Origin of the sequence: Streptomyces sp. NPDC055966 (genome assembly GCF_042269865.1) — a bacterium.
Classification (GTDB): Bacteria; Actinomycetota; Actinomycetes; order Streptomycetales; family Streptomycetaceae; genus Streptomyces.
Genome location: NZ_JBHJYK010000022.1, coordinates 1 through 25,678, shown reverse-complemented (window position 1 = coordinate 25,678; position 25,678 = coordinate 1). Strand labels below are relative to the sequence as shown.

The 25,678-nt window shown below is 67.2% G+C and carries 39 protein-coding genes; 36 read left to right on the top strand and 3 right to left on the bottom strand.

The annotated features are described in order from the left end of the window. Positions 1-47: 47 nt before the first annotated feature. Complete coding sequence (tuf, locus tag ACFC8N_RS36835; RefSeq protein ID WP_356027374.1) at positions 48-1,241, top strand: elongation factor Tu; 1,194 nt, start codon at positions 48-50, stop codon at positions 1,239-1,241. Positions 1,242-1,383: 142 nt separating this feature from the next. Here the strand turns inward: tuf and ACFC8N_RS36830 are convergent, their stop codons facing one another. The 3 genes from ACFC8N_RS36830 to ACFC8N_RS36820 all read right to left on the bottom strand — a co-directional run bounded on the left by ACFC8N_RS36830 (position 1,384) and on the right by ACFC8N_RS36820 (position 3,489). Beyond that, positions 1,384-1,959 (bottom strand): Uma2 family endonuclease, encoded by a 576-nt coding sequence (locus tag ACFC8N_RS36830; RefSeq protein ID WP_356027372.1) that lies wholly within the window; start codon positions 1,957-1,959, stop codon positions 1,384-1,386. Next, positions 1,913-2,827, bottom strand: coding sequence for a helix-turn-helix domain-containing protein (locus ACFC8N_RS36825; RefSeq protein ID WP_376293346.1), 915 nt, complete (start codon positions 2,825-2,827; stop codon positions 1,913-1,915). The genes ACFC8N_RS36830 and ACFC8N_RS36825 overlap by 47 nt, the downstream gene beginning before the upstream one ends. A 140-nt stretch (positions 2,828-2,967) precedes the next feature. After that, on the bottom strand, positions 2,968-3,489 hold the full coding sequence (locus tag ACFC8N_RS36820; RefSeq protein WP_376293343.1) for an ATP-binding protein: 522 nt from the start codon (positions 3,487-3,489) through the stop codon (positions 2,968-2,970). Positions 3,490-3,627: 138 nt separating this feature from the next. Here ACFC8N_RS36820 and ACFC8N_RS36815 point away from each other — a divergent pair, with 138 nt between their 5' ends. From ACFC8N_RS36815 to ACFC8N_RS36645, 35 genes are all read left to right on the top strand, one after another. Continuing rightward, the gene (locus ACFC8N_RS36815) at positions 3,628-4,476 is read left to right on the top strand and encodes a helix-turn-helix domain-containing protein (protein WP_376293341.1); all 849 of its coding nucleotides are present in this window, start codon (positions 3,628-3,630) and stop codon (positions 4,474-4,476) included. Continuing rightward, positions 4,473-4,652 (top strand): DUF397 domain-containing protein, encoded by a 180-nt coding sequence (locus tag ACFC8N_RS36810; RefSeq protein ID WP_376293339.1) that lies wholly within the window; start codon positions 4,473-4,475, stop codon positions 4,650-4,652. Before ACFC8N_RS36815 ends, ACFC8N_RS36810 begins: the two co-directional genes overlap by 4 nt. A gap of 119 nt (positions 4,653-4,771) precedes the next feature. Continuing rightward, positions 4,772-6,013 carry a hypothetical protein gene (locus tag ACFC8N_RS36805; RefSeq protein WP_376293336.1) on the top strand — a complete coding sequence of 414 codons (1,242 nt, stop codon included), beginning with the start codon at positions 4,772-4,774 and terminating at the stop codon, positions 6,011-6,013. A 168-nt stretch (positions 6,014-6,181) separates the two neighbouring features. Beyond that, positions 6,182-6,586, top strand: a complete 405-nt coding sequence (locus ACFC8N_RS36800; protein ID WP_376293335.1) for a hypothetical protein — start codon at positions 6,182-6,184, stop codon at positions 6,584-6,586. Between the two features lie 46 nt (positions 6,587-6,632). Then, entirely contained in the window at positions 6,633-8,927 is a 2,295-nt protein-coding gene (locus ACFC8N_RS36795) for a hypothetical protein (protein WP_376293332.1), read from the top strand. Between the two features lie 32 nt (positions 8,928-8,959). Further along, a complete protein-coding gene (locus tag ACFC8N_RS36790) occupies positions 8,960-9,964 on the top strand; it encodes a hypothetical protein (RefSeq protein ID WP_376293330.1) in 1,005 nt (334 codons plus the stop codon). A gap of 449 nt (positions 9,965-10,413) precedes the next feature. Further along, positions 10,414-10,722, top strand: a complete 309-nt coding sequence (rpsJ, locus tag ACFC8N_RS36785; protein ID WP_003948644.1) for a 30S ribosomal protein S10 — start codon at positions 10,414-10,416, stop codon at positions 10,720-10,722. Positions 10,723-10,738: 16 nt separating this feature from the next. Beyond that, complete coding sequence (gene rplC / locus ACFC8N_RS36780) at positions 10,739-11,383, top strand: 50S ribosomal protein L3 (protein ID WP_062706771.1); 645 nt, start codon at positions 10,739-10,741, stop codon at positions 11,381-11,383. Positions 11,384-11,391: 8 nt separating this feature from the next. Further along, positions 11,392-12,048 carry a 50S ribosomal protein L4 gene (gene rplD, locus ACFC8N_RS36775; RefSeq protein ID WP_071385019.1) on the top strand — a complete coding sequence of 219 codons (657 nt, stop codon included), beginning with the start codon at positions 11,392-11,394 and terminating at the stop codon, positions 12,046-12,048. Then, positions 12,048-12,467, top strand: a complete 420-nt coding sequence (gene rplW / locus ACFC8N_RS36770; protein WP_356027348.1) for a 50S ribosomal protein L23 — start codon at positions 12,048-12,050, stop codon at positions 12,465-12,467. Before rplD ends, rplW begins: the two co-directional genes overlap by 1 nt. Before the next feature lie 40 nt (positions 12,468-12,507). Continuing rightward, the gene (rplB, locus tag ACFC8N_RS36765) at positions 12,508-13,344 is read left to right on the top strand and encodes a 50S ribosomal protein L2 (RefSeq protein ID WP_020941674.1); all 837 of its coding nucleotides are present in this window, start codon (positions 12,508-12,510) and stop codon (positions 13,342-13,344) included. A gap of 12 nt (positions 13,345-13,356) precedes the next feature. Next, complete coding sequence (rpsS, locus tag ACFC8N_RS36760; RefSeq protein ID WP_023547380.1) at positions 13,357-13,638, top strand: 30S ribosomal protein S19; 282 nt, start codon at positions 13,357-13,359, stop codon at positions 13,636-13,638. 43 nt (positions 13,639-13,681) lie between these two features. Further along, positions 13,682-14,029, top strand: a complete 348-nt coding sequence (gene rplV, locus ACFC8N_RS36755) for a 50S ribosomal protein L22 (protein ID WP_019329637.1) — start codon at positions 13,682-13,684, stop codon at positions 14,027-14,029. Beyond that, the gene (rpsC, locus tag ACFC8N_RS36750) at positions 14,029-14,847 is read left to right on the top strand and encodes a 30S ribosomal protein S3 (protein WP_055706471.1); all 819 of its coding nucleotides are present in this window, start codon (positions 14,029-14,031) and stop codon (positions 14,845-14,847) included. The genes rplV and rpsC overlap by 1 nt, the downstream gene beginning before the upstream one ends. A 5-nt stretch (positions 14,848-14,852) precedes the next feature. After that, on the top strand, positions 14,853-15,272 hold the full coding sequence (rplP, locus tag ACFC8N_RS36745; protein WP_030788270.1) for a 50S ribosomal protein L16: 420 nt from the start codon (positions 14,853-14,855) through the stop codon (positions 15,270-15,272). After that, complete coding sequence (rpmC, locus tag ACFC8N_RS36740; protein ID WP_055632347.1) at positions 15,272-15,496, top strand: 50S ribosomal protein L29; 225 nt, start codon at positions 15,272-15,274, stop codon at positions 15,494-15,496. The genes rplP and rpmC overlap by 1 nt, the downstream gene beginning before the upstream one ends. After that, a complete protein-coding gene (gene rpsQ, locus ACFC8N_RS36735) occupies positions 15,496-15,780 on the top strand; it encodes a 30S ribosomal protein S17 (RefSeq protein WP_018543912.1) in 285 nt (94 codons plus the stop codon). Before rpmC ends, rpsQ begins: the two co-directional genes overlap by 1 nt. Positions 15,781-15,880: 100 nt before the next feature. Continuing rightward, positions 15,881-16,249, top strand: coding sequence for a 50S ribosomal protein L14 (rplN, locus tag ACFC8N_RS36730; protein WP_003998823.1), 369 nt, complete (start codon positions 15,881-15,883; stop codon positions 16,247-16,249). 2 nt (positions 16,250-16,251) lie between these two features. Then, the gene (gene rplX, locus ACFC8N_RS36725; RefSeq protein ID WP_030930498.1) at positions 16,252-16,575 is read left to right on the top strand and encodes a 50S ribosomal protein L24; all 324 of its coding nucleotides are present in this window, start codon (positions 16,252-16,254) and stop codon (positions 16,573-16,575) included. Beyond that, positions 16,575-17,132, top strand: coding sequence for a 50S ribosomal protein L5 (rplE, locus tag ACFC8N_RS36720; RefSeq protein WP_015658460.1), 558 nt, complete (start codon positions 16,575-16,577; stop codon positions 17,130-17,132). The genes rplX and rplE overlap by 1 nt, the downstream gene beginning before the upstream one ends. Before the next feature lie 5 nt (positions 17,133-17,137). Continuing rightward, complete coding sequence (locus ACFC8N_RS36715; protein WP_003948630.1) at positions 17,138-17,323, top strand: type Z 30S ribosomal protein S14; 186 nt, start codon at positions 17,138-17,140, stop codon at positions 17,321-17,323. A 212-nt stretch (positions 17,324-17,535) separates the two neighbouring features. Then, a complete protein-coding gene (gene rpsH, locus ACFC8N_RS36710) occupies positions 17,536-17,934 on the top strand; it encodes a 30S ribosomal protein S8 (RefSeq protein WP_007384075.1) in 399 nt (132 codons plus the stop codon). Positions 17,935-17,958: 24 nt separating this feature from the next. Next, positions 17,959-18,498, top strand: a complete 540-nt coding sequence (gene rplF / locus ACFC8N_RS36705) for a 50S ribosomal protein L6 (protein WP_067299853.1) — start codon at positions 17,959-17,961, stop codon at positions 18,496-18,498. 3 nt (positions 18,499-18,501) lie between these two features. After that, positions 18,502-18,885 carry a 50S ribosomal protein L18 gene (rplR, locus tag ACFC8N_RS36700; protein ID WP_071373345.1) on the top strand — a complete coding sequence of 128 codons (384 nt, stop codon included), beginning with the start codon at positions 18,502-18,504 and terminating at the stop codon, positions 18,883-18,885. 39 nt (positions 18,886-18,924) lie between these two features. Continuing rightward, entirely contained in the window at positions 18,925-19,530 is a 606-nt protein-coding gene (rpsE, locus tag ACFC8N_RS36695; RefSeq protein ID WP_015658456.1) for a 30S ribosomal protein S5, read from the top strand. Further along, positions 19,530-19,712 (top strand): 50S ribosomal protein L30, encoded by a 183-nt coding sequence (gene rpmD / locus ACFC8N_RS36690; protein ID WP_003974250.1) that lies wholly within the window; start codon positions 19,530-19,532, stop codon positions 19,710-19,712. Before rpsE ends, rpmD begins: the two co-directional genes overlap by 1 nt. Positions 19,713-19,714: 2 nt before the next feature. Continuing rightward, positions 19,715-20,170 (top strand): 50S ribosomal protein L15, encoded by a 456-nt coding sequence (rplO, locus tag ACFC8N_RS36685; RefSeq protein WP_023547373.1) that lies wholly within the window; start codon positions 19,715-19,717, stop codon positions 20,168-20,170. Between the two features lie 244 nt (positions 20,171-20,414). Beyond that, positions 20,415-21,728, top strand: coding sequence for a preprotein translocase subunit SecY (secY, locus tag ACFC8N_RS36680; protein ID WP_356027340.1), 1,314 nt, complete (start codon positions 20,415-20,417; stop codon positions 21,726-21,728). Further along, positions 21,728-22,390 carry an adenylate kinase gene (locus tag ACFC8N_RS36675; RefSeq protein ID WP_356027337.1) on the top strand — a complete coding sequence of 221 codons (663 nt, stop codon included), beginning with the start codon at positions 21,728-21,730 and terminating at the stop codon, positions 22,388-22,390. The genes secY and ACFC8N_RS36675 overlap by 1 nt, the downstream gene beginning before the upstream one ends. A 106-nt stretch (positions 22,391-22,496) precedes the next feature. Then, positions 22,497-23,333, top strand: coding sequence for a type I methionyl aminopeptidase (map, locus tag ACFC8N_RS36670; protein ID WP_362823165.1), 837 nt, complete (start codon positions 22,497-22,499; stop codon positions 23,331-23,333). 304 nt (positions 23,334-23,637) lie between these two features. Further along, positions 23,638-23,859: a translation initiation factor IF-1 gene (gene infA / locus ACFC8N_RS36665; RefSeq protein ID WP_003948620.1), complete on the top strand. Its 222-nt coding sequence runs from the start codon at positions 23,638-23,640 to the stop codon at positions 23,857-23,859. A 58-nt stretch (positions 23,860-23,917) separates the two neighbouring features. Then, positions 23,918-24,031 carry a 50S ribosomal protein L36 gene (rpmJ, locus tag ACFC8N_RS36660; RefSeq protein ID WP_003998809.1) on the top strand — a complete coding sequence of 38 codons (114 nt, stop codon included), beginning with the start codon at positions 23,918-23,920 and terminating at the stop codon, positions 24,029-24,031. Positions 24,032-24,222: 191 nt separating this feature from the next. Further along, complete coding sequence (gene rpsM, locus ACFC8N_RS36655) at positions 24,223-24,603, top strand: 30S ribosomal protein S13 (protein ID WP_020135802.1); 381 nt, start codon at positions 24,223-24,225, stop codon at positions 24,601-24,603. Between the two features lie 66 nt (positions 24,604-24,669). Beyond that, positions 24,670-25,074, top strand: coding sequence for a 30S ribosomal protein S11 (gene rpsK, locus ACFC8N_RS36650; protein ID WP_003956432.1), 405 nt, complete (start codon positions 24,670-24,672; stop codon positions 25,072-25,074). Between the two features lie 128 nt (positions 25,075-25,202). Beyond that, on the top strand, positions 25,203-25,678 hold a 476-nt coding region (locus ACFC8N_RS36645; protein ID WP_376293316.1), incomplete at its 3' end, for a DNA-directed RNA polymerase subunit alpha.

Here is a 25,678-nt window from a genome sequence, read left to right as displayed (position 1 = left end):
GGCGCCGATGAAGCAAGGCGTTCAGAACCACTCCACAGGAGGACCCCGTGGCGAAGGCGAAGTTCGAGCGGACTAAGCCCCACGTCAACATCGGCACCATCGGTCACATCGACCACGGTAAGACGACCCTCACGGCCGCCATTACCAAGGTGCTGCACGACAAGTACCCGGACCTGAACGAGGCCTCGGCCTTCGACCAGATCGACAAGGCTCCTGAGGAGCGCCAGCGCGGTATCACCATCTCCATCGCGCACGTCGAGTACCAGACCGAGGCGCGTCACTACGCCCACGTCGACTGCCCGGGTCACGCGGACTACATCAAGAACATGATCACCGGTGCCGCGCAGATGGACGGCGCCATCCTCGTGGTCGCCGCCACCGACGGCCCGATGCCGCAGACCAAGGAGCACGTGCTCCTGGCCCGCCAGGTCGGCGTTCCGTACATCGTCGTCGCCCTGAACAAGGCCGACATGGTGGACGACGAGGAGATCCTGGAGCTCGTCGAGCTTGAGGTGCGCGAGCTCCTCTCCGAGTACGAGTTCCCGGGCGACGACGTCCCGGTCGTCAAGGTCTCGGCGCTCAAGGCGCTTGAGGGCGACGCGACGTGGGGCCAGTCCGTCCTGGACCTCATGGACGCCGTCGACGCCGCCATCCCGGAGCCGGAGCGCGACGTCGACAAGCCGTTCCTCATGCCCATCGAGGACGTCTTCACGATCACCGGTCGCGGTACGGTCGTCACCGGCCGTATCGAGCGTGGTGTCCTGAAGGTCAACGAGACCGTCGACATCATCGGCATCAAGACCGAGAAGACCACCACCACGGTCACCGGTATCGAGATGTTCCGCAAGCTGCTCGACGAGGGCCAGGCCGGTGAGAACGTCGGTCTGCTGCTCCGCGGCATCAAGCGCGAGGACGTCGAGCGCGGCCAGGTCATCATCAAGCCGGGCTCGGTCACCCCGCACACCGAGTTCGAGGCGCAGGCCTACATCCTGTCCAAGGACGAGGGTGGCCGCCACACGCCGTTCTTCAACAACTACCGCCCGCAGTTCTACTTCCGTACGACGGACGTGACCGGCGTCGTGACCCTCCCCGAGGGCACCGAGATGGTCATGCCGGGTGACAACACCGAGATGTCGGTGCAGCTCATCCAGCCCATCGCCATGGAAGAGGGCCTGAAGTTCGCCATCCGTGAGGGTGGCCGCACGGTGGGCGCCGGCCAGGTCACCAAGATCAACAAGTAAGTTCCGCTTGCTTGAAGGTCACCTGACCTGAGGTCTTCCGACCTGAGGGGAGGCCCGTACGACTTCGGTCGTGCGGGCCTTTTCTGCTGTCCGGGCGCAGGCCGACGGGCGATCTCGGGAGTGCTCATGGTGTCCTCAAGGGTCACCCGTAGAGCGGCAGACCCTCGGTCGAGATCGTCCAGTCGGCGATCGTGACGTCCTCGCCGTAGACGAAGTCCTTGCGGGTGGCATAGCGGGGGCCGTCCGGGGTGGGGTGGATGTCGGTGAAGACGGCGCCGGTGCCGGTGCGGGGGTCGAAGATCGCGTAGACGGGGATGCCCATCAGGGGGTAGTCGCGGACCTTGCCCACCCAGTCGTTGTCAGGGTTGGAGCGGGAGACGATCTCGATGGCGGCGATGAGGGTGCGGGGATCGAAGGAATCAGGAACTTCCATGTCCGCCCAGGTAATCACCATGACGTCAGGGCGGCGCATGATTCGCTCGGGCTCGCACTCCACGTCGGGCTTCCCGGTATGGGCCACGATCGCTTCCGGCATCACCTTCTCCAGGAGCTTGCGGAGCCGCACCACCGTCAGCTCGTGCCGCCCGTTGGGCGACATCATGTCGTGGACGACCCCTTCCCGGGTGACCTCAAACTTGCCTGGGAGCGCGTCATCCGTGGATTGAACGAAGTCACGCATGGCCCGGTACCGAGGGGCACGGAGCATCGTCGCTTTCATGCTGGGCGGCCTCCGGGAGATCGGTTCGGCAGTCGCGGCAGTGGCCGGGGTGGGGTGCGCGGAAGGCCCGGTCGCAGACGTCGCAGGTCTGCAGGGGGTGCCGTACGGGCGGTGGGGCGGCCGGTGCGAACGGGGGCGGGGGTGGCAGTTGGCTGGTGAGGCGGTGGGCCAGCAGGGCGGCGGGGCGGCGTAGTGCCTCCGGTGGCAGGTCGGTGGTCAGGGCCTGGCGTACGGCGGTGGGGCCGACGTCGCGTTCCAGCCAGGCCGCGACGCCCGGGGCCAGGTGCGTGGTGTCGTGCTCGGAGAGGAGCAGGCGCGGATCGTGGCGACGCAGGCCTGCGAGCAGGTCCGTGGCCTGCTGGAGGAGCGTGGGGGAGGGGCAGGCCGACCGGGGCACCGGGGGCAGCGCCCGGCGGCGTTCCTGCTTCTTGTGTTTCGTACCGGGTGCGACGCCCCTGGGCTGGTGGGCGTCCTTCCGGGACCCGGGCTGGTTGCAGGAGACCGTGCGGGTGACGATACGGCCGCCGGGCACGCGGGTGCGTTCGCGGCGCAGATAGCCGTGAGTCTCCAGCTCACGCAGGGCTGCGGCGACGCGGGTCGCGCCCTCGGGGAACCGGGCGGCGAGGGTCTTGATGTCGACCTGGGCGCCCGGCGGCAGCGACTGGATGTGCACGCCGAGCCCGATGGCGAGCCCCGACAGTTCTGGGTGCTGGGCGAGGTGGTTGCCGATCACCGTGAAGCGGGAGGTGTGGCGGGTGTGCTCGTGGATGAGCCCCCCGACGCCGGAACGAGGGCCCCGGTTCGGGTGCTTGTTGCCTGCAACGCGGGACTGGGCGTGCGGGGGCGCGCTAAGGTGCTGGGTGTCCATCGGGAAGTCCTTACCTTCCTCGGTGGTCAGGCCCTCGCAACGGGATTGCCGTCCCGGCGAGGGCCGTCGCATGTCTGCGGCTGTGTTGCGCCGAGCGTAAGGCAGGCAATAGGCCCCGAATCCAGCTGAGTTGGCGATGTTCACCCTCGCGGGTGAGTTTGCGCCGTGGGCGGGAGGGGTGGGGCTTGGTCGGGTTCTTTCACCCTCGTACGTCCTTGGGAAAGACCGCCCGTCACGCCGGAGCACGGGCGCCCGTGCTCCGGTGCCGGAATGGAGATCTCGGCCCAGACGGTCTTGCGCGGGGTGGGGCCCTCGGCCACTCCCCAGCGGTCGGCGAGTGCGTCGACGAGGTGCAGTCCGCGCCCGGATTCCGCGTCGGCCGTGAGGGGCTGGGCGCCGGGCAGGCGGTCACCGCGCGTGTCGGTCACCTCGATGCGGAGTGTGTCGCCGACGACGTAGAGCGTGAGCCGGAAGTCCCGTCCGGGTACCTTGCCGTGGGTCACGGCGTTGGCGGCCAGCTCGGCCACGATGTGCTCCGCGGCGTCCAACGGGAGCTGCCAGTCGCGGAGTTGCTGTACGGCGAGGAGTCTGGCGAGGTGGGCGCCGCGCGGGGTGGGGGACAGCAGCACCGTGAAGTCGGGGATGACGGATTCTTGGGTCACGTCACTCAGAGTGGCCGGACTTGCTTCCATGGGTGAGTGTCAACGCCCTTACGTACGGTGACTGTCCCCGCTTTGTCTCGGCTGTCTCGGCTGTCTCAGGCGTTGTACGGGTACAGGGTGCGCGTCGGAGGAGGAGTCATGAACGACGGTGTGGACGAGGCCGGTTGGGACGTCGAGCCGGGGGACGAGATCGAGCCGGTGGTGCAGGCGGTGGGGCGCCTGCTCAAGGTGTGCCGGGAGGCGGCCGGGGTGAGCGTGCCGGATCTGGCGGCCGCCCTCGGGTACGGCGAGGACATGATCCGCAAGATCGAGCGCGGGGCACGGATTCCTCGGCCGGAGGCCCTGGACAGAGCGGACCAGATCCTGAAGGCGCAGGGGCATCTGAGGGCGTTCATGGAGGACATGCGGAAGGCGCGGTATCCGAAGAAGGTGCGGGAGCTGGCCGAGCTGGAGGGGAGGTCGGTGGAGATGCTGCTGTACAGCAATCACAACATCCATGGGTTGTTGCAGACGCCGGAATACGCGCGAGCGATGTACGAGATGAGACAGCCCGCACTCGCCGAGGACGTCGTTGAGCGGGAAACCGCCGCGCGTATGGCTCGTAAGGCCGTCTTCGAGCGACGAGATCCGGCTCCGACGCTCAGTTTCGTCCAGGAACAGGTGACGCTCGAACGTCCCTACGGTGGGAAGATGGTGCTGCTTCGACAACTCGAACACCTCTTGGAGGTGGCCCAGTTGAGGAACGTAACGCTCCAGGTCATGCCAACCGACCGGGAGGAGCATGCCGGTGCGGCAGGCCTGGTCGAGGTACTGAAATTCGCTGACGGCACCGCGATCGGACGTTCCGACGGCGCATTCAACGGCCGCCCGGTCTCAAGCCCCAAGGACCTCCAGATCCTTGAACTGCGCTATGGAATGATCCGGGCGCAAGCCCTCACACCGAGGGAGTCGCAGGCCTTCATCGAGCGAGCGCTGGGGAGACTATGAGCACCGCCGAACTCCACTGGTTCAAGAGCAGCTACAGCAGCACCAACGAACCCGGCGACTGCGTCGAAGTAGCCGAAGCCCCCACCACCATCCACATCCGCGACTCCAAGACCCCCACCGGCCCCCGCCTCACCCTCGCGCCGGAGGCCTGGTCGGAGTTCGTGCGCACGCTCTGACGGGATCCATACCGGTTGGATCACGGCTTTCACAAAATCTGACACACCCTCTGTGCAATACCCGTGTCGGCGAAGAACACTGCCCCCGCCAGTGATCTTGCACGACCGAAAGCGAACCCGTGACCGCCGTCCAGCCTCCCGAACAGCCCGAACACCCCGACGAGTCCTCCATACCCGACGAGCAGTGGGAGGCGTTCCTACGGGAAGCCGCGGAGGACGGTGGCAGGAATGCGCCGAAGGAGCCGTCCGCACGGGCGCGGATGGTGACCCGTCGGCTGCGGGAGCAGGACGAGGCGGTCCGGGAACAGGCGACCGAGGGCAACGGCCGGCGGCGCTGGCGGAAGCGGGCAGCGAAGCCGCAGCCGTCGCTGCCGCCGGGATGGCGCACCGGTCCGGCCTGGCGGGAGATGAACGGGCGGAGCCGCCGGCGCCGTACCGTGGGCTCGGTGATCGGTGTGGTGCTGGCAGCGGCGCTGGCCCTCGTGGCCGTACGGCCGTCGCTGCTGCTGGACCGGCTGCCCGGCCGCGACCACGGCTCCCGGACCTCGGCCTCGACGCTGCCCGCCGAGACGGCACCGCCGACCAGCGCCCCGGGCGCGGTCGACCAGGCCGGACCGCCCACCCGCAAGGACCCGTTCCTCGGTTCGCCCGCGCAGCGGTGGGCCGACGGGGCGGACGCCATCGAGGTGCCGAGCGCGAAGGCCGTGGGCTGGATGGGCCAGGCGGACATGGCTGTCGCCCTGCGCCGCGTCAGGGAGTTCCTGGTCGGCGCCAACCTGGACCCGGCGGTGCTGCGCGGCGGGCAGCCCACCTCGGTGCTGGCCCTGCTCGACCCGGAGCAGAAGCACCCCGATGAACTGTCCGACCTGCGGCGCTCGCTGCGCACCCCGGACCGCCGGTACGACCCCCTGCAACTGGTGACCCGGTTCGACCCGGCACAGGTGGTCCTCGCCGGTGACGTGGTCAAGGTGCGCGGTCGTACGACGTTCTCCGCGGGCGCTGCGGGCGAGGTGCGGGTGCACGCGGACTACACCTTCGTCTACCCGCTGGTACGGGCCGGCGGAAAGTCCGGCGGAGCCGACGCCGCCGTGGCACGGACGATCATCCGCCGCGACCTGACCTTCGACCTGCTCGACCCGCGCACATGGATCGCGACCGGGGGCAAGCTCACGGTCCGGTCGTCCGGCAGCGAGTTCTACAACACCGAGTGCGGCGTCCACGACGGCTACTTCCACCCCGTCTTCCCGGACACCGCCCCCACGGGCGCCCCGGCGACGGGCCCGGCCACGGACCCGTACGACCGCAGCAAGTCCGTGTCGGACGACCACAGCAAGGGGTGCGGGACGGTCACCCGTACCTGATCGACGTAGTCCTGGCCCTGCCCGCCACTCCCCGAAGCAAAGGAAATATCAAGGGCGCCGCTCAACTGTCCTGTGGAATCAGGCTGTTTGTTAGCTTGGCGCGGCACGCCAGAGCGGCGGACGGGGGTAGGCGGCATGACGGGAAGTGACGGCGAAGGCGCCGTGGGAATGCGGCTCAATCAGGTGGCGGACCCGGGTGGTGGGGGACCGGCAGGTGGCGGGCGGCCGAACCTCGCGTCCTCACCCGCCCAGAAGACGAACGCGGCGAACACCCTGCACAACGACATCGAGCCCGCCACCCGGACGGCGGGGGCCTGGGCGGACGACGAGACGGGCGCTGTGGTGAAGGCGTTCGACGCGAAGGACGGGCACGGCTGGCTCACCTCGGGTGCCGTCGGCACGATGCACACGACCTGGGGCGAGCAGGTCCAGCACCTCATGAACCAACTGTCGGGAGACGAGTCGGCCCTCCGGGCCAACAACACGTTTCTGACCGGCACGGACTTCGGAGTGGGTGACACGACGCGCAAGGTGTCGGTGTTCGACGGGTACTCACTGCCGCCGGGGCAGTGACAGACAGCCGAGCCCTTTCGCACGCCGTCAAAACCAACGGGGACCCATGCCGACGTATCACGAGATCCTGACGACCGACCTGTCCACACTCACCACGGCCGCCGACCGCTGGGACGGCATGGCCGGGGAACTCCACAAGCAGGAGACCGCGTACCAGCGGGACGTGCACGGGATCACTCTGAGCCCCCTGTTCGTGGGGGAGAGCCAGCAGGCGGCCAACGGGCGCTTCGGCATCAGGCTCACCGAGTACCAGAACGCCCAGACCGAGGCCAAGGCCGTCGCCGCGCTGCTGCGTGAAGCGAACACCCAGTTCGTGGCCCTGCGCAAGAAGCTGGAGTCGGCGCGGGACGAGGCGATCGCCGCCGGCATGAAGGTGTCGGACCAGGGCCTGGTCTCGTACGACACCGGGAAGCTCAGCCAGGGGGACAAGCAGGAGCTGGCGCACGACCCCGACTACCAGGACAGCGTCCGCAAGTCCGTCGCCTCCTGGCAGGGCCGCATCGACCAGTGCGTGCAGGACGTGAACGATGCCGACAAGGGCGTGGAGGTCGCCTTCACCGCCGTGGTGAAGGGCCCCGACCTGGGCTTCGGCCAGGTCCCCGACTTCAACGGCAAGGCGCAGGGGAGCATCGAGAAGTACGAGGCGGACGAGACCAAGGACATCGCCCAGCGCGTCAACTCCGGTACGGCCTCGCCGGCCGACTACCAGGAACTGCAGCGTGTCTTCCGGGACAGCGCCGGCGACAAGGTGCTCAGCCAGACCGTGCTGGACGACCTGGGTGCCAAGGGCACCCTGGACCTCTCCAACAGCCTCGACGGCCTCGCCTACCACAGCGACAAGCAGCACAGCGGGCAGTACCTGGACATCCAGAAGAGCCTCGCCATGACGCTGGCGACCGCGACGCAGGACCCGCACTCGGACTTCTACAAGAACTTCCGCGCCGACATGCAGAAGGCCGGCACCGAGCAGTTCAAGGTCGACGGCCTCAGCCCCATCCCGGACGAGAAGGTCCGCGGCTACCAGAGCCTCGTCACGCTGATGCAGCAGGGCCACGGCTACAACGGGCAGTTCCTGGCGGACACCGCCGACGACATCCGGCACGCGGAGGAGTCGTACGCGGCCAAGGGCAACCTGCAGTCCGTCTGGGCGCTGCGGGACAAGTTCAGCGGCAAGGACCGGGGCTGGTTCGCCAACGATCCCCTCGACGGCGTGCTCGGGATCATGTCCCAGGACCCGAAGACCTGCACGTCCTACCTGGACCCGGCGCACAGCGACAACCTGAACTACCTGATGAACGGGCGGGACTGGAACACCGTCGTCGACCACTTCGCGACCCCGCCCGGCGGCACCACGGTCGGCATGCCGGTCATGGCGGAGGACGGCGACAGCCGCACGGGCTTCGGCGCGGCCCTGGAGGCCGCGGCGACGGGGCATCCGCCGCTCACCTCGGGCCAGGATCCGTGGCCCGAGGCACACCATGACGAGGCCCAGACCCGCGTCATGGCCGACGTCCTCGACCAGCTCAAGCCGAGCTCCGGTACGAACGCGCCCGTTCCCGCGAATCTGCGGCAGCCGGTCGCCGACGCGCTTGGCGAGTACGCCTCGGACACGCACAACATCCTGGCCGGAGTGGACTCCCACTACATCACGAGCAGCACCGTCGACGGCTCGGTCAGCGACGGGCACGGCTACTTCACCGACGGGCACGGCGTCCACCTGTCCGTCGACCCGAAGACCCTCACCCAGGTCATGCGCGGGCTCTCCGACGACCCCTCCGCCTACGCGACGCTCCAGAAGGCCGAGGACCGGCACATCAACTACGAGATGGACCAGTTGCCGAAGGGCGCCCTCCACCAGGACATCAACGCGAAGTTCGAGAACTTCGGAGCGGTGCGCGGAACCTACAGCGTCATCCAGGAAGACATCATCAACGACGACCGCATGACCAAGTACGCGGCCGCCGACTGGAAGGCCAAGGTCGCCTACCACGTGATCGGCGGTGCGCTGACCCCCTTGTACTTCACGGCCGGCGCGGAGGGCCCCAGCATCGCCTACGGCGACGCCCTGCAGCGCGGCGTGGACACGGTGACCTGGGACATGGACAACCAGTGGAAGGCGCAAGCGGACAACGAGGCCAACGCCAAGGTCGCCGACACCTTCCTGTCCGCGAACAAGGATCTGCCGCTGATGGTCAACGGCTGGGCGGAGGGGCGGTCGGACATCGACATGAACGATCCCAAGGCCCAGACCCGGATCGCGGACCTGACCACGGCGGCGCTCGACGGCCAGACCCGCGGTATCACGAACGCGAGAAACTACCTGGTCGACACCACGAACTGACACGCACCGGGCCCCACAGGAAGCAGACGTACATGTCGTCACTCTCGGCACCGCGCACCCGCCGGTTCCGCCTGAAGCTCACCGTCACCGCGGTCTGTCTGGCCGTGGCCGGAGGGATCGGGGCCTGGCTGTGGACCGGCTCCGCCGACGACTCCGGCGCCTGCCAGAAGCAGCTCCTGGCGGACCAGAGGGTGCGGTCGGCTCTGGGAGCGGAGTACCGGAGCGATCTCAGCTGCCCGGCACTGGGCGCGGCCGTCAAGCACGCCGCCATGGGAGCGACGCGGGGCAAGCACACCCTCCGTCAGGCACGAGCCATGCAGAACCTCCTGACGGCCGTGGACGACACGGTCGCGGCCGGCGACCGGACGGTGGATCCCGCCTTCGCCGTTCCCTTCGCCCAGGCGCTGGCCGACTACGCGGATGACACGGACCAGATCCTCACCTCGGTGAACGTGGACTACATCCGCGCGGACACGTCGTCCACCTCCCCCTGGCAGGACCGGACCGGCGTCCACATGTCCGTGTCGGTGGACACCGTGCTCCATGTCGTACGGGCGGTGTCGGACAGCCCCGAGGCCTACGCCACGGTCCGTGACGCCGCCACCCGGCGGGCCGCCGCCGATCTCGCCGCCACCCCCGCCACGGCCGGGAAGGAGACGCTCACTCTGCGGGCGAAGCTCTGCGGGCGGGTCCTCGGCTCGCTGGACGGGGTGGCGGAAAAGGTGACGGGGACCATGGGACGGACCGGGGCGCGGAAGTGGGGCGGGGACGTCGCCGCCCGCCTGTCGGCACAGGCCTCCGCCCCGCCCGCCTACGGCCAGGACGCCGCCGGCCATCTGATCGACTCGTGGAAGCAGGAGCTGAAGGGTGCCGACGCCACGGACGCGCTCGCGCGGCTGGAGACCCAGAGCATGGACATGAGCCGTGTGTGGGGCAAGGCGCTCGGCGCCGACAGCGGGATCCAGGACGCTCTGGCGTACGGTTCCCGGGACAGTGCCCTCGCGGCCCGCGGCGATGCTCTCGACAAGCTCCGGTGACCGCGGCGGCCGAGGAGCCCGGCGCCCCGGTTTGACCTCCGTCACCTTCGGGGTATTCTCTCCGGCTCGATTGGCGGAGCCCCCGCCCCGTATGGCAGACTGTCCGAGTTGCTCGGTCGAGTGTTGATGCTGCGCGCCTCCCGCCGGGAGGACCGGAAGCGAGTCCCACAGTACTCGTCGCCCTAACTGCCTGCGGGCAGCGCTGGGGCGGACGTACGGGAATCTTCCGGGAAGTGCGGTGCGGTACCGACCAGGCACCCGGTGGGCCTGAGGCCCCCGGTCCGCGGTTCCGGAAGGGCCGTCGCATTCCCTGCAGGGATGTTCGAACAAGGGACATCCGTGTCAGCGAGAGCGCGACACGCCCGACCGCGTGGGTCGGAGGCGAGCAGGCAGCAGAAGGAATCCGCCGGGTTCCAGAGCGTAAGAAGAGACAGGACTACTGAGTAGCCATGGCGGGACAGAAGATCCGCATCCGGCTCAAGGCCTACGACCACGAGGTCATCGACTCCTCGGCGAAGAAGATCGTCGAGACGGTGACCCGCACTGGTGCGTCGGTCGCGGGCCCGGTGCCGCTGCCCACTGAGAAGAACGTGTACTGCGTCATCAAGTCGCCGCACAAGTACAAGGACTCGCGCGAGCACTTCGAGATGCGCACGCACAAGCGCCTGATCGACATTCTCGACCCGACCCCCAAGACCGTTGACTCTCTGATGCGACTCGACCTCCCGGCCGGTGTCGACATCGAGATCAAGCTCTGAGGCTGGTGGGCTGAGAATGGCTAAGCAGATCAAGGGCATCCTGGGCGAGAAGCTCGGCATGACGCAGGTGTGGGACGAGAACAACCGTGTTGTTCCGGTCACCGTCGTCAAGGCCGGCCCCAATGTCGTGACCCAGGTTCGTACGAACGACGTCGACGGCTACGAGTCGGTCCAGATCGCCTTCGGCGAGATCGACCCGCGCAAGGTGAACAAGCCCCTCAAGGGCCACTTCGCGAAGGCCGACGTCACCCCCCGTCGCCACCTTGTCGAGATCCGTACGGCGGACGCCTCCGAGTACACCCTCGGCCAGGAAGTCACCGCCGAGGTCTTCGAGGCCGGCGTGAAGGTCGACGTCACCGGCAAGAGCAAGGGCAAGGGCTTCGCCGGTGTCATGAAGCGTCACAACTTCAAGGGCCTCGGCGCCGGACACGGCACCCAGCGCAAGCACCGCTCTCCCGGTTCCATCGGTGGCTGTGCCACCCCGGGCCGCGTGTTCAAGGGCCTCCGCATGGCGGGTCGCATGGGCAACGAGCGGGTCACCACCCAGAACCTGACCGTCCACGCCGTTGACGCGGAGAAGGGTCTGCTGCTCATCAAGGGCGCGGTTCCCGGTCCGAACGGCGGCCTCGTCCTGGTCCGCACCGCGGCCAAGGGGGCCTGAGGTAACCGATGAGCACTGTTGACATCCTTTCGCCGGCGGGCGAGAAGGCCGGTTCCGTCGAGCTCCCCGCGGAGATCTTCGACGTGGAGAAGATCAGCATCCCGCTGATCCACCAGGTCGTCGTCGCGCAGCTGGCCGCGGCCCGTCAGGGCACGCACAAGACCAAGACCCGTGGCGAAGTCCGTGGTGGTGGCAAGAAGCCGTACCGCCAGAAGGGCACCGGCCGCGCCCGTCAGGGCTCGACCCGCGCGCCGCAGTTCGCCGGTGGTGGCGTCGTGCACGGTCCCGTGCCGCGTGACTACTCGCAGCGCACCCCGAAGAAGATGAAGGCCGCGGCCCTGCGCCACGCCCTCACCGACCGGGCGCGTCACAACCGCATCCACGTCGTCTCCGGCGTGGTCGAGGGCGAGAACCCCAGCACCAAGGCCGCCAGGTCGCTGTTCGGCAAGATCTCGGAGCGCAAGAACCTGCTCCTGGTCGTCGACCGCGCCGACGAGGCCGCGTGGCTGTCCGCCCGCAACCTGCCCCAGGTCCACATCCTGGAGCCGGGCCAGCTGAACACGTACGACGTTCTCGTCTCGGACGACGTGGTCTTCACCCAGGCCGCTTTCGAGTCCTTCGTCGCCGGCCCGAAGGCCAACGACACCGAAGGGACCGAGGTCTGATGGCTACCCGTCACCCGAGCATCGCCTCGAAGGCGGCCAAGGCCGCCAAGGCCGCGCGCCTCGCCAAGGCGAAGCGCCACGCCACCGAGGGCAAGAACACCGTCGAGACCCCGCTGAGCAAGTCGTACACGGACCCCCGTGACGTGCTGCTCAAGCCGGTCGTCTCGGAGAAGAGCTACGCGCTCCTGGACGAGAACAAGTACACGTTCGTCGTCGCCCCGGACGCCAACAAGACCCAGATCAAGCAGGCCGTCCAGGCGGTCTTCTCGGTCAAGGTCACCGGGGTCAACACCCTCAACCGCCAGGGCAAGCGCAAGCGCACCAAGACCGGTTTCGGTCAGCGCGCGGGCTCCAAGCGCGCGATCGTGACCCTCGCCGAGGGCGACCGTATCGACATCTTCGGCGGTCCGACCGCCTGAGGGCGGTCCGGATCGTCCGATATCGGACGAGGACTGAGAAATGGGAATCCGCAAGTACAAGCCGACTACGCCGGGCCGTCGTGGCGCCAGCGTCGCCGACTTCGTCGAGGTCACGCGGTCCACGCCGGAGAAGTCGCTGGTCCGCCCCCTGCACAGCAAGGGCGGCCGTAACAACGCCGGTCGTGTGACCGTTCGCCACCAGGGTGGCGGACACAAGCGCGCCTACCGAGTGATCGACTTCCGTCGTCACGACAAGGACGGCGTGCCGGCGAAGGTCGCGCACATCGAGTACGACCCCAACCGCACCGCGCGCATCGCGCTGCTGCACTACGCCGACGGCGAGAAGCGCTACATCCTCGCCCCGCGCAACCTGCAGCAGGGTGACCGCGTCGAGAACGGTCCCGGGGCCGACATCAAGCCGGGCAACAACCTGGCCCTCCGCAACATCCCGGTCGGTACCACGATCCACGCGATCGAGCTCCGTCCCGGTGGCGGTGCCAAGTTCGCCCGCTCCGCCGGTGCCTCCGTGCAGCTGCTCGCGAAGGAGGGCGCCTACGCCCACCTGCGCATGCCGTCCGGTGAGATCCGTCTGGTCGACGTCCGCTGCCGCGCCACCATCGGCGAGGTCGGCAACGCCGAGCAGTCCAACATCAACTGGGGTAAGGCCGGCCGTAAGCGGTGGCTGGGCGTTCGCCCGACCGTCCGTGGTGTCGTGATGAACCCGGTTGACCACCCGCACGGTGGTGGTGAGGGCCGGACCTCCGGTGGTCGCCACCCTGTGTCCCCGTGGGGCAAGAAGGAAGGCCGTACTCGTTCGCCCAAGAAGGCGTCGAACAAGTACATCGTCCGCCGCCGCAAGACGAACAAGAAGCGCTAAGGACGGGTTGAGATGCCTCGTAGCCTGAAGAAGGGGCCCTTCGTCGACGACCACCTGATCAAGAAGGTGGACGCCCAGAACGAAGCCGGCACCAAGAACGTCATCAAGACCTGGTCCCGTCGCTCCATGATCGTCCCGGCCATGCTGGGCCACACGCTCGCGGTGCACAACGGCAAGACCCACATCCCGGTGTTCGTCACCGAGTCGATGGTCGGCCACAAGCTCGGCGAGTTCTCGCCGACGCGCACCTTCCGGGGTCACGTCAAGGAAGACCGGAAGTCGAAGCGCCGCTAGTAGCGGATCGCATTCAGACACGTAAGTAACTGAAGGGACAACCATGGAAGCCAGGGCCCAGGCGCGGTACATCCGCGTCACGCCCATGAAGGCCCGCCGCGTGGTGGACCTCATCCGTGGCATGGACGCCACGGAGGCCCAGGCTGTTCTGCGATTCGCTCCGCAGGCAGCCTCCGTGCCGGTCGGCAAGGTGCTCGACAGCGCCATCGCCAACGCCGCGCACAACTACGACCACACCGACGCCGACAGCCTCTACATCTCCGAGGCGTACGTCGACGAGGGTCCGACCCTGAAGCGGTTCCGGCCGCGTGCCCAGGGCCGTGCCTACCGGATCCGCAAGCGGACCAGCCACATCACCGTGGTCGTCAGCAGCAAGGAAGGAACCCGGTAATGGGCCAGAAGGTAAACCCGCATGGGTTCCGGCTCGGTGTCACGACCGACTTCAAGTCGCGTTGGTACGCCGACAAGCTGTACAAGGACTACGTCAAGGAAGACGTCGCCATCCGTCGGATGATGACGTCCGGCATGGAGCGCGCCGGTATCTCGAAGGTTGAGATCGAGCGCACCCGTGACCGCGTGCGTGTGGACATCCACACCGCCCGTCCCGGCATCGTCATCGGCCGCCGTGGCGCCGAGGCCGACCGCATCCGCGGCGACCTCGAGAAGCTCACGGGCAAGCAGGTCCAGCTGAACATCCTCGAGGTCAAGAACCCCGAGACCGACGCTCAGCTGGTGGCCCAGGCCGTTGCCGAGCAGCTCTCCTCCCGCGTCTCCTTCCGCCGTGCCATGCGCAAGAGCATGCAGTCGGCGATGAAGGCCGGCGCCAAGGGCATCAAGATCCAGTGCGGTGGCCGCCTCGGCGGCGCCGAGATGTCCCGCTCGGAGTTCTACCGCGAGGGCCGCGTGCCCCTGCACACGCTCCGCGCGAACGTGGACTACGGCTTCTTCGAGGCCAAGACGACCTTCGGCCGTATCGGCGTGAAGGTCTGGATCTACAAGGGCGACGTCAAGAACATCGCCGAGGTCCGCGCCGAGAACGCTGCGGCCCGTGCGGGTAACCGCCCGGCCCGTGGTGGTGCCGACCGCCCGGCCCGTGGTGGCCGTGGTGGCGAGCGGCGCGGTCGCAAGCCGCAGCAGGCTGCCGGCGCCGAGGCCCCCAAGGCCGAGGCCCCCGCCGCTCCGGCTGAGAGCACCGGAACGGAGGCCTGACCGACATGCTGATCCCCCGTAGGGTCAAGCACCGCAAGCAGCACCACCCGAAGCGTCGCGGTGAGGCCAAGGGCGGTACGACGGTCGCGTTCGGCGAGTACGGCATCCAGGCCCTCACGCCGGCGTACGTGACCAACCGCCAGATCGAGGCGGCCCGTATCGCGATGACCCGCCACATCAAGCGTGGCGGCAAGGTCTGGATCAACATCTACCCGGACCGCCCGCTCACGAAGAAGCCGGCCGAGACCCGCATGGGTTCCGGTAAGGGTTCGCCGGAGTGGTGGATCGCGAACGTGCACCCGGGACGGGTCATGTTCGAGCTGTCCTACCCGAACGAGAAGATTGCGCGTGAGGCTCTCACTCGTGCGGCTCACAAGCTGCCGATGAAGTGCCGCATCGTCAAGCGCGAGGCAGGTGAAGCGTGATGTCGGTCGGTACCAAGGCGTCCGAGCTGCGCGAGCTGGGCAACGAGGAGCTTCTGGGCAAGCTCCGCGAGGCCAAGGAAGAGCTGTTCAACCTCCGCTTCCAGGCGGCGACCGGTCAGCTCGAGAACCACGGCCGTCTGAAGGCGGTCCGCAAGGACATCGCGCGGATCTACACCCTGATGCGCGAGCGTGAGCTGGGCATCGAAACGGTGGAGAACGCCTGATGAGCGAGAAGAACGTGACTGAGAACGCAGAGGCCCGCGGCTTCCGCAAGACCCGTGAGGGTCTCGTCGTCAGCGACAAGATGGACAAGACCGTCGTCGTCGCCGTCGAGGACCGCGTCAAGCACGCGCTGTACGGCAAGGTCATCCGCCGTACGAACAAGCTCAAGGCGCACGACGAGCAGAACGCCGCGGGTGTCGGCGACCGCGTCCTCCTCATGGAGACCCGGCCGCTGTCCGCGACGAAGCGCTGGCGCGTCGTCGAGATCCTCGAGAAGGCCAAGTAATTCTCCTGCGGGGCATCCCTCGCAGGACAGTTCCGCCAGGCTCCGGGAGCCGCTCCGCTGAGCGGCTCCCGGGGAACCGGCAGACAAACAGGAGATAGACGTGATCCAGCAGGAGTCGCGACTGCGCGTCGCCGACAACACTGGTGCGAAGGAAATCCTTTGCATCCGTGTGCTCGGTGGCTCCGGTCGCCGCTACGCGGGCATCGGTGACGTCATCGTCGCCACCGTCAAGGACGCGATCCCCGGTGGCAACGTGAAGAAGGGTGACGTCGTCAAGGCGGTCATCGTTCGCACCGTCAAGGAGCGCCGCCGTCCGGACGGCTCGTACATCCGCTTCGACGAGAACGCCGCCGTCATTCTGAAGAACGACGGCGACCCTCGCGGCACCCGTATCTTCGGCCCGGTCGGCCGTGAGCTGCGCGAGAAGAAGTTCATGAAGATCATCTCGCTCGCGCCGGAGGTGCTGTAAGCATGAAGATCAAGAAGGGCGACCTGGTCCAGGTCATCACCGGCAAGGACAAGGGCAAGCAGGGCAAGGTCATTGCCGCTTACCCGCGCGAGGAGCGCGTCCTGGTCGAGGGTGTCAACCGGGTCAAGAAGCACACCAAGGCCGGTCCGACCGCCAGCGGTTCGCAGGCCGGCGGCATCGTCACGACCGAGGCGCCGATCCACGTCTCCAACGTCCAGCTGGTCGTTGAGAAGGACGGCAACAAGGTCGTCACGCGTGTCGGCTACCGCTTCGACGACGAAGGCAACAAGATCCGCGTTGCCAAGCGGACGGGTGAGGACATCTGATGGCTACCACCACCACTCCGCGTCTGAAGACGAAGTACCGCGAGGAGATCGCGGGCAAGCTGCGTGACGAGTTCAAGTACGAGAACGTCATGCAGGTTCCCGGCCTCGTCAAGATCGTGGTCAACATGGGTGTCGGCGACGCCGCCCGTGACTCGAAGCTGATCGAGGGCGCGATCCGCGACCTGACCACCATCACCGGTCAGAAGCCGGCCGTCACCAAGGCCCGCAAGTCCATCGCGCAGTTCAAGCTGCGCGAGGGCCAGCCGATCGGTGCCCACGTCACGCTCCGTGGCGACCGCATGTGGGAGTTCCTGGACCGCACCCTGTCGCTCGCGCTGCCGCGCATCCGCGACTTCCGCGGCCTGTCCCCCAAGCAGTTCGACGGCCGTGGCAACTACACCTTCGGTCTCACGGAGCAGGTCATGTTCCACGAGATCGACCAGGACAAGATCGACCGTACCCGGGGCATGGACATCACCGTGGTCACCACGGCGACCAACGACGCTGAGGGCCGCGCGCTCCTTCGTCACCTCGGCTTCCCGTTCAAGGAGGCGTGAGCGAGATGGCGAAGAAGGCTCTGATTGCCAAGGCTGCTCGCAAGCCCAAGTTCGGTGTGCGTGGCTACACCCGCTGCCAGCGCTGCGGCCGTCCGCACTCCGTGTACCGCAAGTTCGGCCTCTGCCGCGTGTGCCTTCGTGAGATGGCTCACCGTGGCGAGCTGCCGGGCGTGACCAAGAGCTCCTGGTAATCCCTGTAATAGGGGATTCCGGAAGCTCTCGGTAAGCATCTGGGTCGGCAGGGGCCCTTCTCCGCATGCCGTAGGCTTGCGGGGTTGGGCGCCTGTCGCGCCCGTACGACTTACTACGCCGTAGGTCCACCGCGCCGCACCCGCCCCGTCTCGGATCGGGGAGAGGGATGGCGCACCAGGAAACCCCGGCGAGAGAGGCCGAAGGCCAATTCATGACCATGACTGATCCGATCGCAGACATGCTTACGCGTCTGCGGAACGCGAACTCGGCATACCACGACTCCGTGACGATGCCGGCATCGAAGATCAAGTCGCACATCGCGGAGATCCTCCAGCAGGAGGGCTTCATCACGGGCTGGAAGGTCGAGGACGCCGAGGTCGGCAAGAACCTCGTTCTCGAGCTGAAGTTCGGCCCGAACCGTGAGCGCTCCATCGCGGGCATCAAGCGGATCTCCAAGCCCGGTCTCCGGGTGTACGCGAAGTCCACCAACCTGCCGAAGGTGCTCGGCGGCCTCGGCGTGGCGATCATCTCCACGTCGCACGGGCTCCTCACCGACAAGCAGGCCGGCAAGAAGGGCGTGGGTGGGGAAGTCCTCGCCTACGTCTGGTAGCGGAAGGGAACGGAGGAAACAGCTATGTCGCGTATTGGCAAGCTCCCCATCACGGTTCCCGCCGGCGTGGACGTCACCATCGACGGCCGTACGGTCTCGGTCAAGGGCCCCAAGGGCACGCTGACCCACACCGTCGTCGCGCCGATCGACATCGTCAAGGGTGAGGACGGCGTTCTGAACGTCACCCGTCCGAACGACGAGCGTCAGAACAAGGCCCTGCACGGCCTGTCCCGCACGCTGGTGGCGAACATGATCACCGGCGTGACCCAGGGTTACGTGAAGAAGCTCGAGATCAGCGGTGTCGGTTACCGCGTCACGGCCAAGGGCTCGAACCTCGAGTTCGCGCTCGGCTACAGCCACCCGATCGTCGTCGAGGCGCCCGAGGGCATCACCTTCAAGGTGGAGACCCCGACTCGCTTCCAGGTCGAGGGCATCGACAAGCAGAAGGTCGGCGAGGTTGCGGCCAACATCCGCAAGCTGCGCAAGCCCGACCCGTACAAGGCCAAGGGCGTCAAGTACGAGGGCGAAGTCATCCGCCGCAAGGTCGGAAAGGCGGGTAAGTAAGCCATGGCATACGGGCAGAAGATCCTCAAGGGCGACGCCTACAAGCGCGCCGCGATCAAGCGCCGTCACATCCGGATTCGCAAGAACCTTTCCGGTACGGCGGAGCGTCCCCGTCTGGTCGTGACCCGCTCCAACCGCCACATCGTGGCGCAGGTGATCGACGACCTCAAGGGCCACACCCTGGCTTCGGCGTCCACGCTGGACACGTCGATCCGTGGTGGCGAGGGCGACAAGTCCGCGCAGGCCAAGCAGGTCGGCGCCCTGGTCGCCGAGCGTGCCAAGGCCGCCGGTGTCGAGGCTGTCGTGTTCGACCGTGGTGGCAACCAGTACGCCGGGCGCATCGCCGCCCTGGCGGACGCCGCCCGCGAAGCCGGGCTCAAGTTCTGAGCCTGCCGTAGCTAGCGGAAAAAGAGAGAGGTAATTCCAATGGCTGGACCCCAGCGCCGCGGTGGCGGTGCCGGTGGCGGCGAGCGGCGGGACCGGAAGGGCCGTGACGGCGGCGCTGCTGCCGCCGAGAAGACCGCGTACGTTGAGCGCGTCGTCGCGATCAACCGCGTCGCCAAGGTTGTGAAGGGTGGTCGTCGCTTCAGCTTCACCGCGCTGGTCGTGGTGGGCGACGGTGACGGCACCGTGGGTGTCGGTTACGGCAAGGCCAAGGAGGTGCCGGCCGCCATCGCCAAGGGCGTTGAGGAGGCCAAGAAGCACTTCTTCAAGGTCCCCCGTATCCAGGGCACCATCCCGCACCCGATCCAGGGTGAGAAGGCTGCCGGCGTCGTGCTGCTCAAGCCCGCGTCCCCGGGTACCGGTGTTATCGCCGGTGGTCCGGTGCGCGCCGTGCTGGAGTGCGCCGGTATCCACGACATCCTGTCGAAGTCGCTCGGCTCCGACAACGCGATCAACATCGTGCACGCGACCGTGGAGGCCCTGAAGGGCCTGCAGCGTCCGGAGGAGGTCGCGGCCCGCCGCGGTCTGCCTCTTGAGGACGTCGCTCCCGCGGCTCTTCTCCGTGCGCGTGCCGGGGCTGGTGCGTAATGGCACAGCTCAAGATCACGCAGGTTAAGTCGTACATCGGCAGCAAGCAGAACCACCGCGACACCCTGCGGTCCCTTGGTCTCAAGGGCATCAACACGCAGGTCGTCAAGGAGGACCGCCCCGAGTTCCGCGGCATGGTGCACACCGTCCGCCACCTCGTGACGGTCGAGGAGGTCGACTGATCATGGCGGAGCAGAACCCGCTGAAGATCCACAACCTCCGTCCCGCCCCGGGCGCCAAGACCGCCAAGACCCGTGTCGGTCGTGGTGAGGCGTCGAAGGGTAAGACGGCCGGTCGTGGTACCAAGGGCACGAAGGCCCGCTACCAGGTTCCGGAGCGCTTCGAGGGTGGCCAGATGCCGCTCCACATGCGCCTCCCGAAGCTGAAGGGCTTCAAGAACCCGTTCAAGACCGAGTTCCAGGTCGTGAACCTCGACAAGCTGGCCGCGCTCTACCCCGAGGGTGGCGAGGTCACGGTCGAGGGTCTGGTGGCCAAGGGTGCGGTTCGCAAGAACAGCCTCGTCAAGGTCCTCGGCCAGGGCGAGATCTCCGTGGCGCTGCAGGTGACGGTCGACGCCGTCTCCGGCTCCGCCAAGGAGAAGATCACCGCCGCCGGCGGTACGGTCACCGAGCTGGTCTGAGTCCCTCAGGTCCCTCGATGACATGAACGATCCCGACCGGGGATACCCCACATATGGGGTATCCCCGGTCGGTCGTTCCTAGGGAAGTGCTCTCGCCGGTAAGGTGGCCAGCACTGCCTACTTTCATTGGGCGCTCCCCATGGGGCACCCTGAGCGGCAGTTGACCGTTAGTAATTCGTCTGTATCCGTCGAACCTCAAGACCGTCACCCTTGACGCAGTTGCGCGGGGGTCGCAGGAGGCACCGTGCTCACCGCGTTCGCCCGGGCGTTCAAGACGCCCGACCTGCGCAAGAAGCTGCTCTTCACGCTGGCCATCATCGTGGTCTACCGCGTCGGTACCCACATCCCGATCCCCGGCGTCAACTACAAGGCCGTCCAGCAGTGTGTGAGCGAGGCGGGGGCCAACCAGGGCCTGTTCGGCCTCGTGAACATGTTCAGTGGCGGCGCGCTGCTCCAGATCACGGTCTTCGCGCTCGGCATCATGCCGTACATCACGGCCAGCATCATCCTTCAGCTGCTGACCGTGGTCATCCCGCGCCTGGAGGCCCTGAAGAAGGAGGGCCAGGCCGGCACGGCGAAGATCACGCAGTACACCCGTTACCTGACCGTGGCGCTCGCCATCCTGCAGGGCACCGGCCTCGTCGCCACCGCCCGCAGCGGCGCGCTCTTCAACGGCTGCTCGGTCGCGTCGAGCATCGTCCCGGACCAGGCGATCTTCACGACGATCACGATGGTGGTCTGCATGACCGCCGGCACGTGTGTCGTGATGTGGCTGGGTGAGCTGATCACCGACCGTGGCATCGGCAACGGCATGTCGATCCTGATGTTCATCTCGATCGCCGCGACCTTCCCGTCCGCCCTGTGGGCCATCAAGAAGCAGGGCACCCTGGCCGACGGCTGGATCGAGTTCGGCACCGTGATCCTGGTGGGTCTGGTGATGGTCGCGCTCGTCGTCTTCGTCGAGCAGGCCCAGCGCCGCATCCCCGTGCAGTACGCGAAGCGCATGATCGGCCGCCGGTCCTACGGCGGTACGTCCACGTACATCCCGCTCAAGGTGAACCAGGCGGGTGTGATTCCTGTCATCTTCGCCTCCTCGCTGCTCTACATTCCGGCGCTCGTGGCGCAGTTCGCGGGGGGCAAGTCGGGCTGGAAGACCTGGGTCGAGCAGAACCTGACCAAGGGCGACCACCCGATTTACATCACCTTGTACTTCTTGCTCATCGTTTTCTTCGCGTTCTTCTACGTGGCGATCTCCTTCAACCCCGAGGAAGTCGCCGACAACATGAAGAAGTATGGTGGCTTCATCCCGGGCATCCGGGCTGGCCGACCGACCGCTGAGTACCTCAGCTACGTGCTCAACCGGATCACCTGGCCGGGTTCGCTGTATCTGGGTCTGATTGCTCTCGTGCCAACAATGGCGTTGGTCGGGTTCGGGGCGACGAACAACTTCCCGTTCGGCGGTACCAGCATCCTGATCATCGTGGGTGTCGGTCTCGAGACGGTGAAGCAGATCGAGAGCCAGCTCCAGCAGCGCAATTACGAAGGGTTCCTCCGCTGATGCGTATCGTCCTCGTCGGGCCGCCGGGTGCCGGTAAGGGAACGCAAGCCGTCCGCCTTGCCGCAGAGCTGAAGATTCCGCACATCTCCACGGGCGACCTGTTCCGGGCCAACATCAGCCAGCAGACGGAGCTGGGCAAGCTCGCGAAGTCCTACATGGACCGCGGCGAGCTGGTGCCGGACTCCGTCACCATCGACATGGCCAAGGACCGCATGGAGCAGCAGGACGCCGAGGACGGCTTCCTGCTCGACGGCTTCCCGCGGAACGTGGACCAGGCCGAGGCGCTGGACGGGCTCCTGGAGACCGAGGACTTCAAGCTGGACGCCGTCCTGGACCTGGAGGTCCCGGAGGACGAGGTCGTCAAGCGCATCGCCGGCCGCCGCATCTGCCGCAACGACTCCTCCCACGTCTTCCACGTGACGTACAGCCCGCCGAAGAAGGAGGGCGTGTGCGACGTCTGCGGCGGTGAGCTGTACCAGCGCGACGACGACAGCGAGGAGACCGTCCGCACGCGGCTGGAGGTCTACCACACGCAGACCGAGCCGATCATCGACTACTACAAGGCGCAGGGTCTGGTCGTGACGATCTCCGCCCTGGGTCCGGTGGACGAGATCACGCAGCGGGCGCTGGAGGCTCTCAAGCGCGAGAAGGCCGAGCAGTAGTCTCAAGGTTTCCGGCCTTCCGGCCGCGGTGCCCTGCCGGGGCGCCGCGGCCGTAGTGTTGTACAGATAACCCAGCCGATGTGAGTGACGGAGAGCGCAGGCCCCCATGGTGCAGATCAAGACGCCCGAGCAGATCGCCAAGATGCGTGCGGCGGGCCTGGTCGTCGCCGCCATCCACGCGGCCACCCGCGAGGCCGCGGTGCCCGGCGCCTCCACCAAGGACCTGGACGAGGTCGCCCGCAAGGTTCTCGCCGAGCACGGCGCGAAGTCGAACTTCCTCGGCTACGGCGGCTTCCCCGCGACCATCTGCACCTCCGTGAACGACGTCGTCGTGCACGGCATCCCCTCCGACGACGTCGTCCTCAAGTCCGGCGACATCATCTCCATCGACTGCGGCGCGATCATCGACGGCTGGCACGGCGACGCGGCGTACACGGCCTTCGTGGGCTCCGGTCACGCTCCGGAGCTGGTCGAGCTGTCCCGGGTGACGGAAGAGTCCATGTGGGCCGGCATCGCGGCGATGAAGCAGGGCAACCGCCTGGTCGACGTCTCCAGGGCGATCGAGACGTACATCCGCCGCCAGCCGAAGCCGGGCGGCGGCAAGTACGGGATCATCGAGGACTACGGCGGCCACGGCATCGGCACCGAGATGCACATGGACCCGCACCTGCTGAACTACGTCGACCGCCGCCGCGGCAAGGGCCCCAAGCTGGTCCCCGGCTTCTGCCTCGCGATCGAGCCGATGGTCTCCCTCGGCACCCCGCGCACGGAGGTCCTGTCGGACGACTGGACGGTCATCACGACGGACGGCACCTGGTCCTCCCACTGGGAGCACTCGGTGGCTCTGACGGCAGAGGGCCCACTGGTCCTGACGGCCCCCGACGGCGGCAAGGAGAAGCTGGCGGAGTACGGGATCACGGCAGCACCGGATCCGCTCGCCTGACGACCGACCCGGCCACGACCGCCGGTCGGAGGCCGGCGCAGCCGCTCGAAGCTTGTGAGGCGCCCCCGGCGCCGAGCCCGCGAGAGCGGCGTCAAGGACGGGTCGGCGGCAGGGCGAAGCTGGCGGAGTACGGCATTCAGGCCGCTCCTGATCCGCTCGCTTAGTGATCTCCCGAGTAGGGCAGACTTCCTCGATTCGCCTTTCAGGGTGCGCCGACGTAGACTGACTCGTCGGCTCTCGTGCACCCGCATGTCCGCATGCGTGCAAGAGGGTCGATCAAGGTAGTCGATTCGAAGGGCGAAGCGTGGCCAAGAAGCAAGGTGCCATCGAGATCGAGGGCACTGTCGTCGAGTCTCTGCCGAACGCCATGTTCAAGGTCGAGCTCCAGAACGGCCACCAGGTCCTGGCACACATCAGCGGCAAGATGCGTATGCACTACATCCGCATCCTCCCTGACGACCGGGTCGTGGTGGAGCTGTCTCCGTACGACCTGACGCGTGGCCGGATCGTCTACCGCTACAAGTAGATCTTGCCCGCACCCCGGATCTCCTCGGGGTGATGGCACTGACCCGGAGAACCTCACCATGAAGGTCAAGCCGAGCGTCAAGAAGATCTGCGACAAGTGCAGGGTGATCCGCCGTCACGGTCGGGTCATGGTCATCTGCGAGAACCCGCGCCACAAGCAGCGCCAGGGCTGACGCACGACCATCTCCCTCTGCACCTCTATCGCAGAGATTCGCGCGACGCGAGCTGAATTGTTCATACGCAGAACCCGAGCCAGTCGGCTCGACACCCTCGGTTCGGAGGCCGAGGACCCGGTTCGTACCTGGTACGGCGGCCGGGAGCCGGTTCTGCGGAAGACCTCCGAAAGATCACCAGGAGCCATTGAATGGCACGCGTTTCCGGTGTTGACATCCCGCGCGAAAAGCGCGTGGAGGTCGCCCTCACCTACGTGTTCGGCATCGGCCGGACGCTCTCGCAGCAGACGCTGGCCGAGACCGGTATCGACCCGAACACCCGCGTTCGTGACCTGAGCGAAGAGCAGCTCGTCGCGATTCGTGAGTACGTCGACAACAACATCAAGACCGAGGGTGACCTCCGTCGCGAGATCCAGGCCGACATCCGCCGCAAGGTCGAGATCGGCTGCTACCAGGGTCTCCGTCACCGTCGCGGTCTGCCCGTCCGCGGTCAGCGCACCAGCACCAACGCCCGCACCCGCAAGGGCCCGCGTCGCGCCATCGCCGGTAAGAAGAAGCCGGGCAAGAAGTAGTCCGCAGCGGACTCGCCGTCCAGCGGTCTTCGCTGTAGGACCGACCACCTCCCGTAGGAGTTATAGATGCCCCCCAAGGGTCGTCAGGGCGCTGCCAAGAAGGTGCGCCGCAAGGAAAAGAAGAACGTCGCTCACGGCCACGCGCACATCAAGAGCACGTTCAACAACACGATCGTCTCCATCACGGACCCGTCCGGCAACGTGATCTCCTGGGCCTCCGCCGGCCACGTCGGCTTCAAGGGCTCCCGGAAGTCCACGCCGTTCGCCGCGCAGATGGCCGCCGAGTCGGCTGCCCGCCGCGCCCAGGAGCACGGCATGCGCAAGGTCGACGTGTTCGTGAAGGGCCCGGGTTCCGGTCGTGAGACCGCGATCCGCTCCCTGCAGGCCACGGGCCTCGAGGTCGGCTCCATCCAGGACGTCACCCCGACCCCGCACAACGGCTGCCGCCCGCCGAAGCGCCGCCGCGTCTGACGCACAGCGCTCCGCAGGTTTCGGGGTTTCGGGCGGTACGGCCTCTGTGAGGAAGCCGTACCGCCCGTACCCTTGCAGTACAGAGTCGGGCGTCAAATAGCGGGCGCCCCTGACTGAAGGATTCATCCATGCTGATCGCTCAGCGTCCCTCGTTGACCGAAGAGGTCGTCGACGAGTTCCGCTCCCGGTTCGTGATCGAGCCGCTGGAGCCGGGCTTCGGCTACACCCTCGGCAACTCCCTGCGCCGTACCCTCCTGTCGTCGATCCCCGGCGCTGCTGTCACCAGCATCCGCATCGACGGTGTCCTGCACGAGTTCACCACCGTGCCGGGCGTCAAGGAGGACGTCACCGACCTGATCCTCAACATCAAGCAGCTGGTCGTCTCCTCGGAGCACGACGAGCCGGTCGTGATGTACCTGCGCAAGCAGGGTCCGGGTCTGGTCACCGCCGCCGACATCGCGCCCCCGGCCGGTGTCGAGGTGCACAACCCCGACCTCGTCCTCGCCACCCTCAACGGCAAGGGCAAGCTGGAGATGGAGCTGACCGTCGAGCGCGGTCGCGGCTACGTCTCGGCCGTGCAGAACAAGCAGGTGGGCCAGGAGAT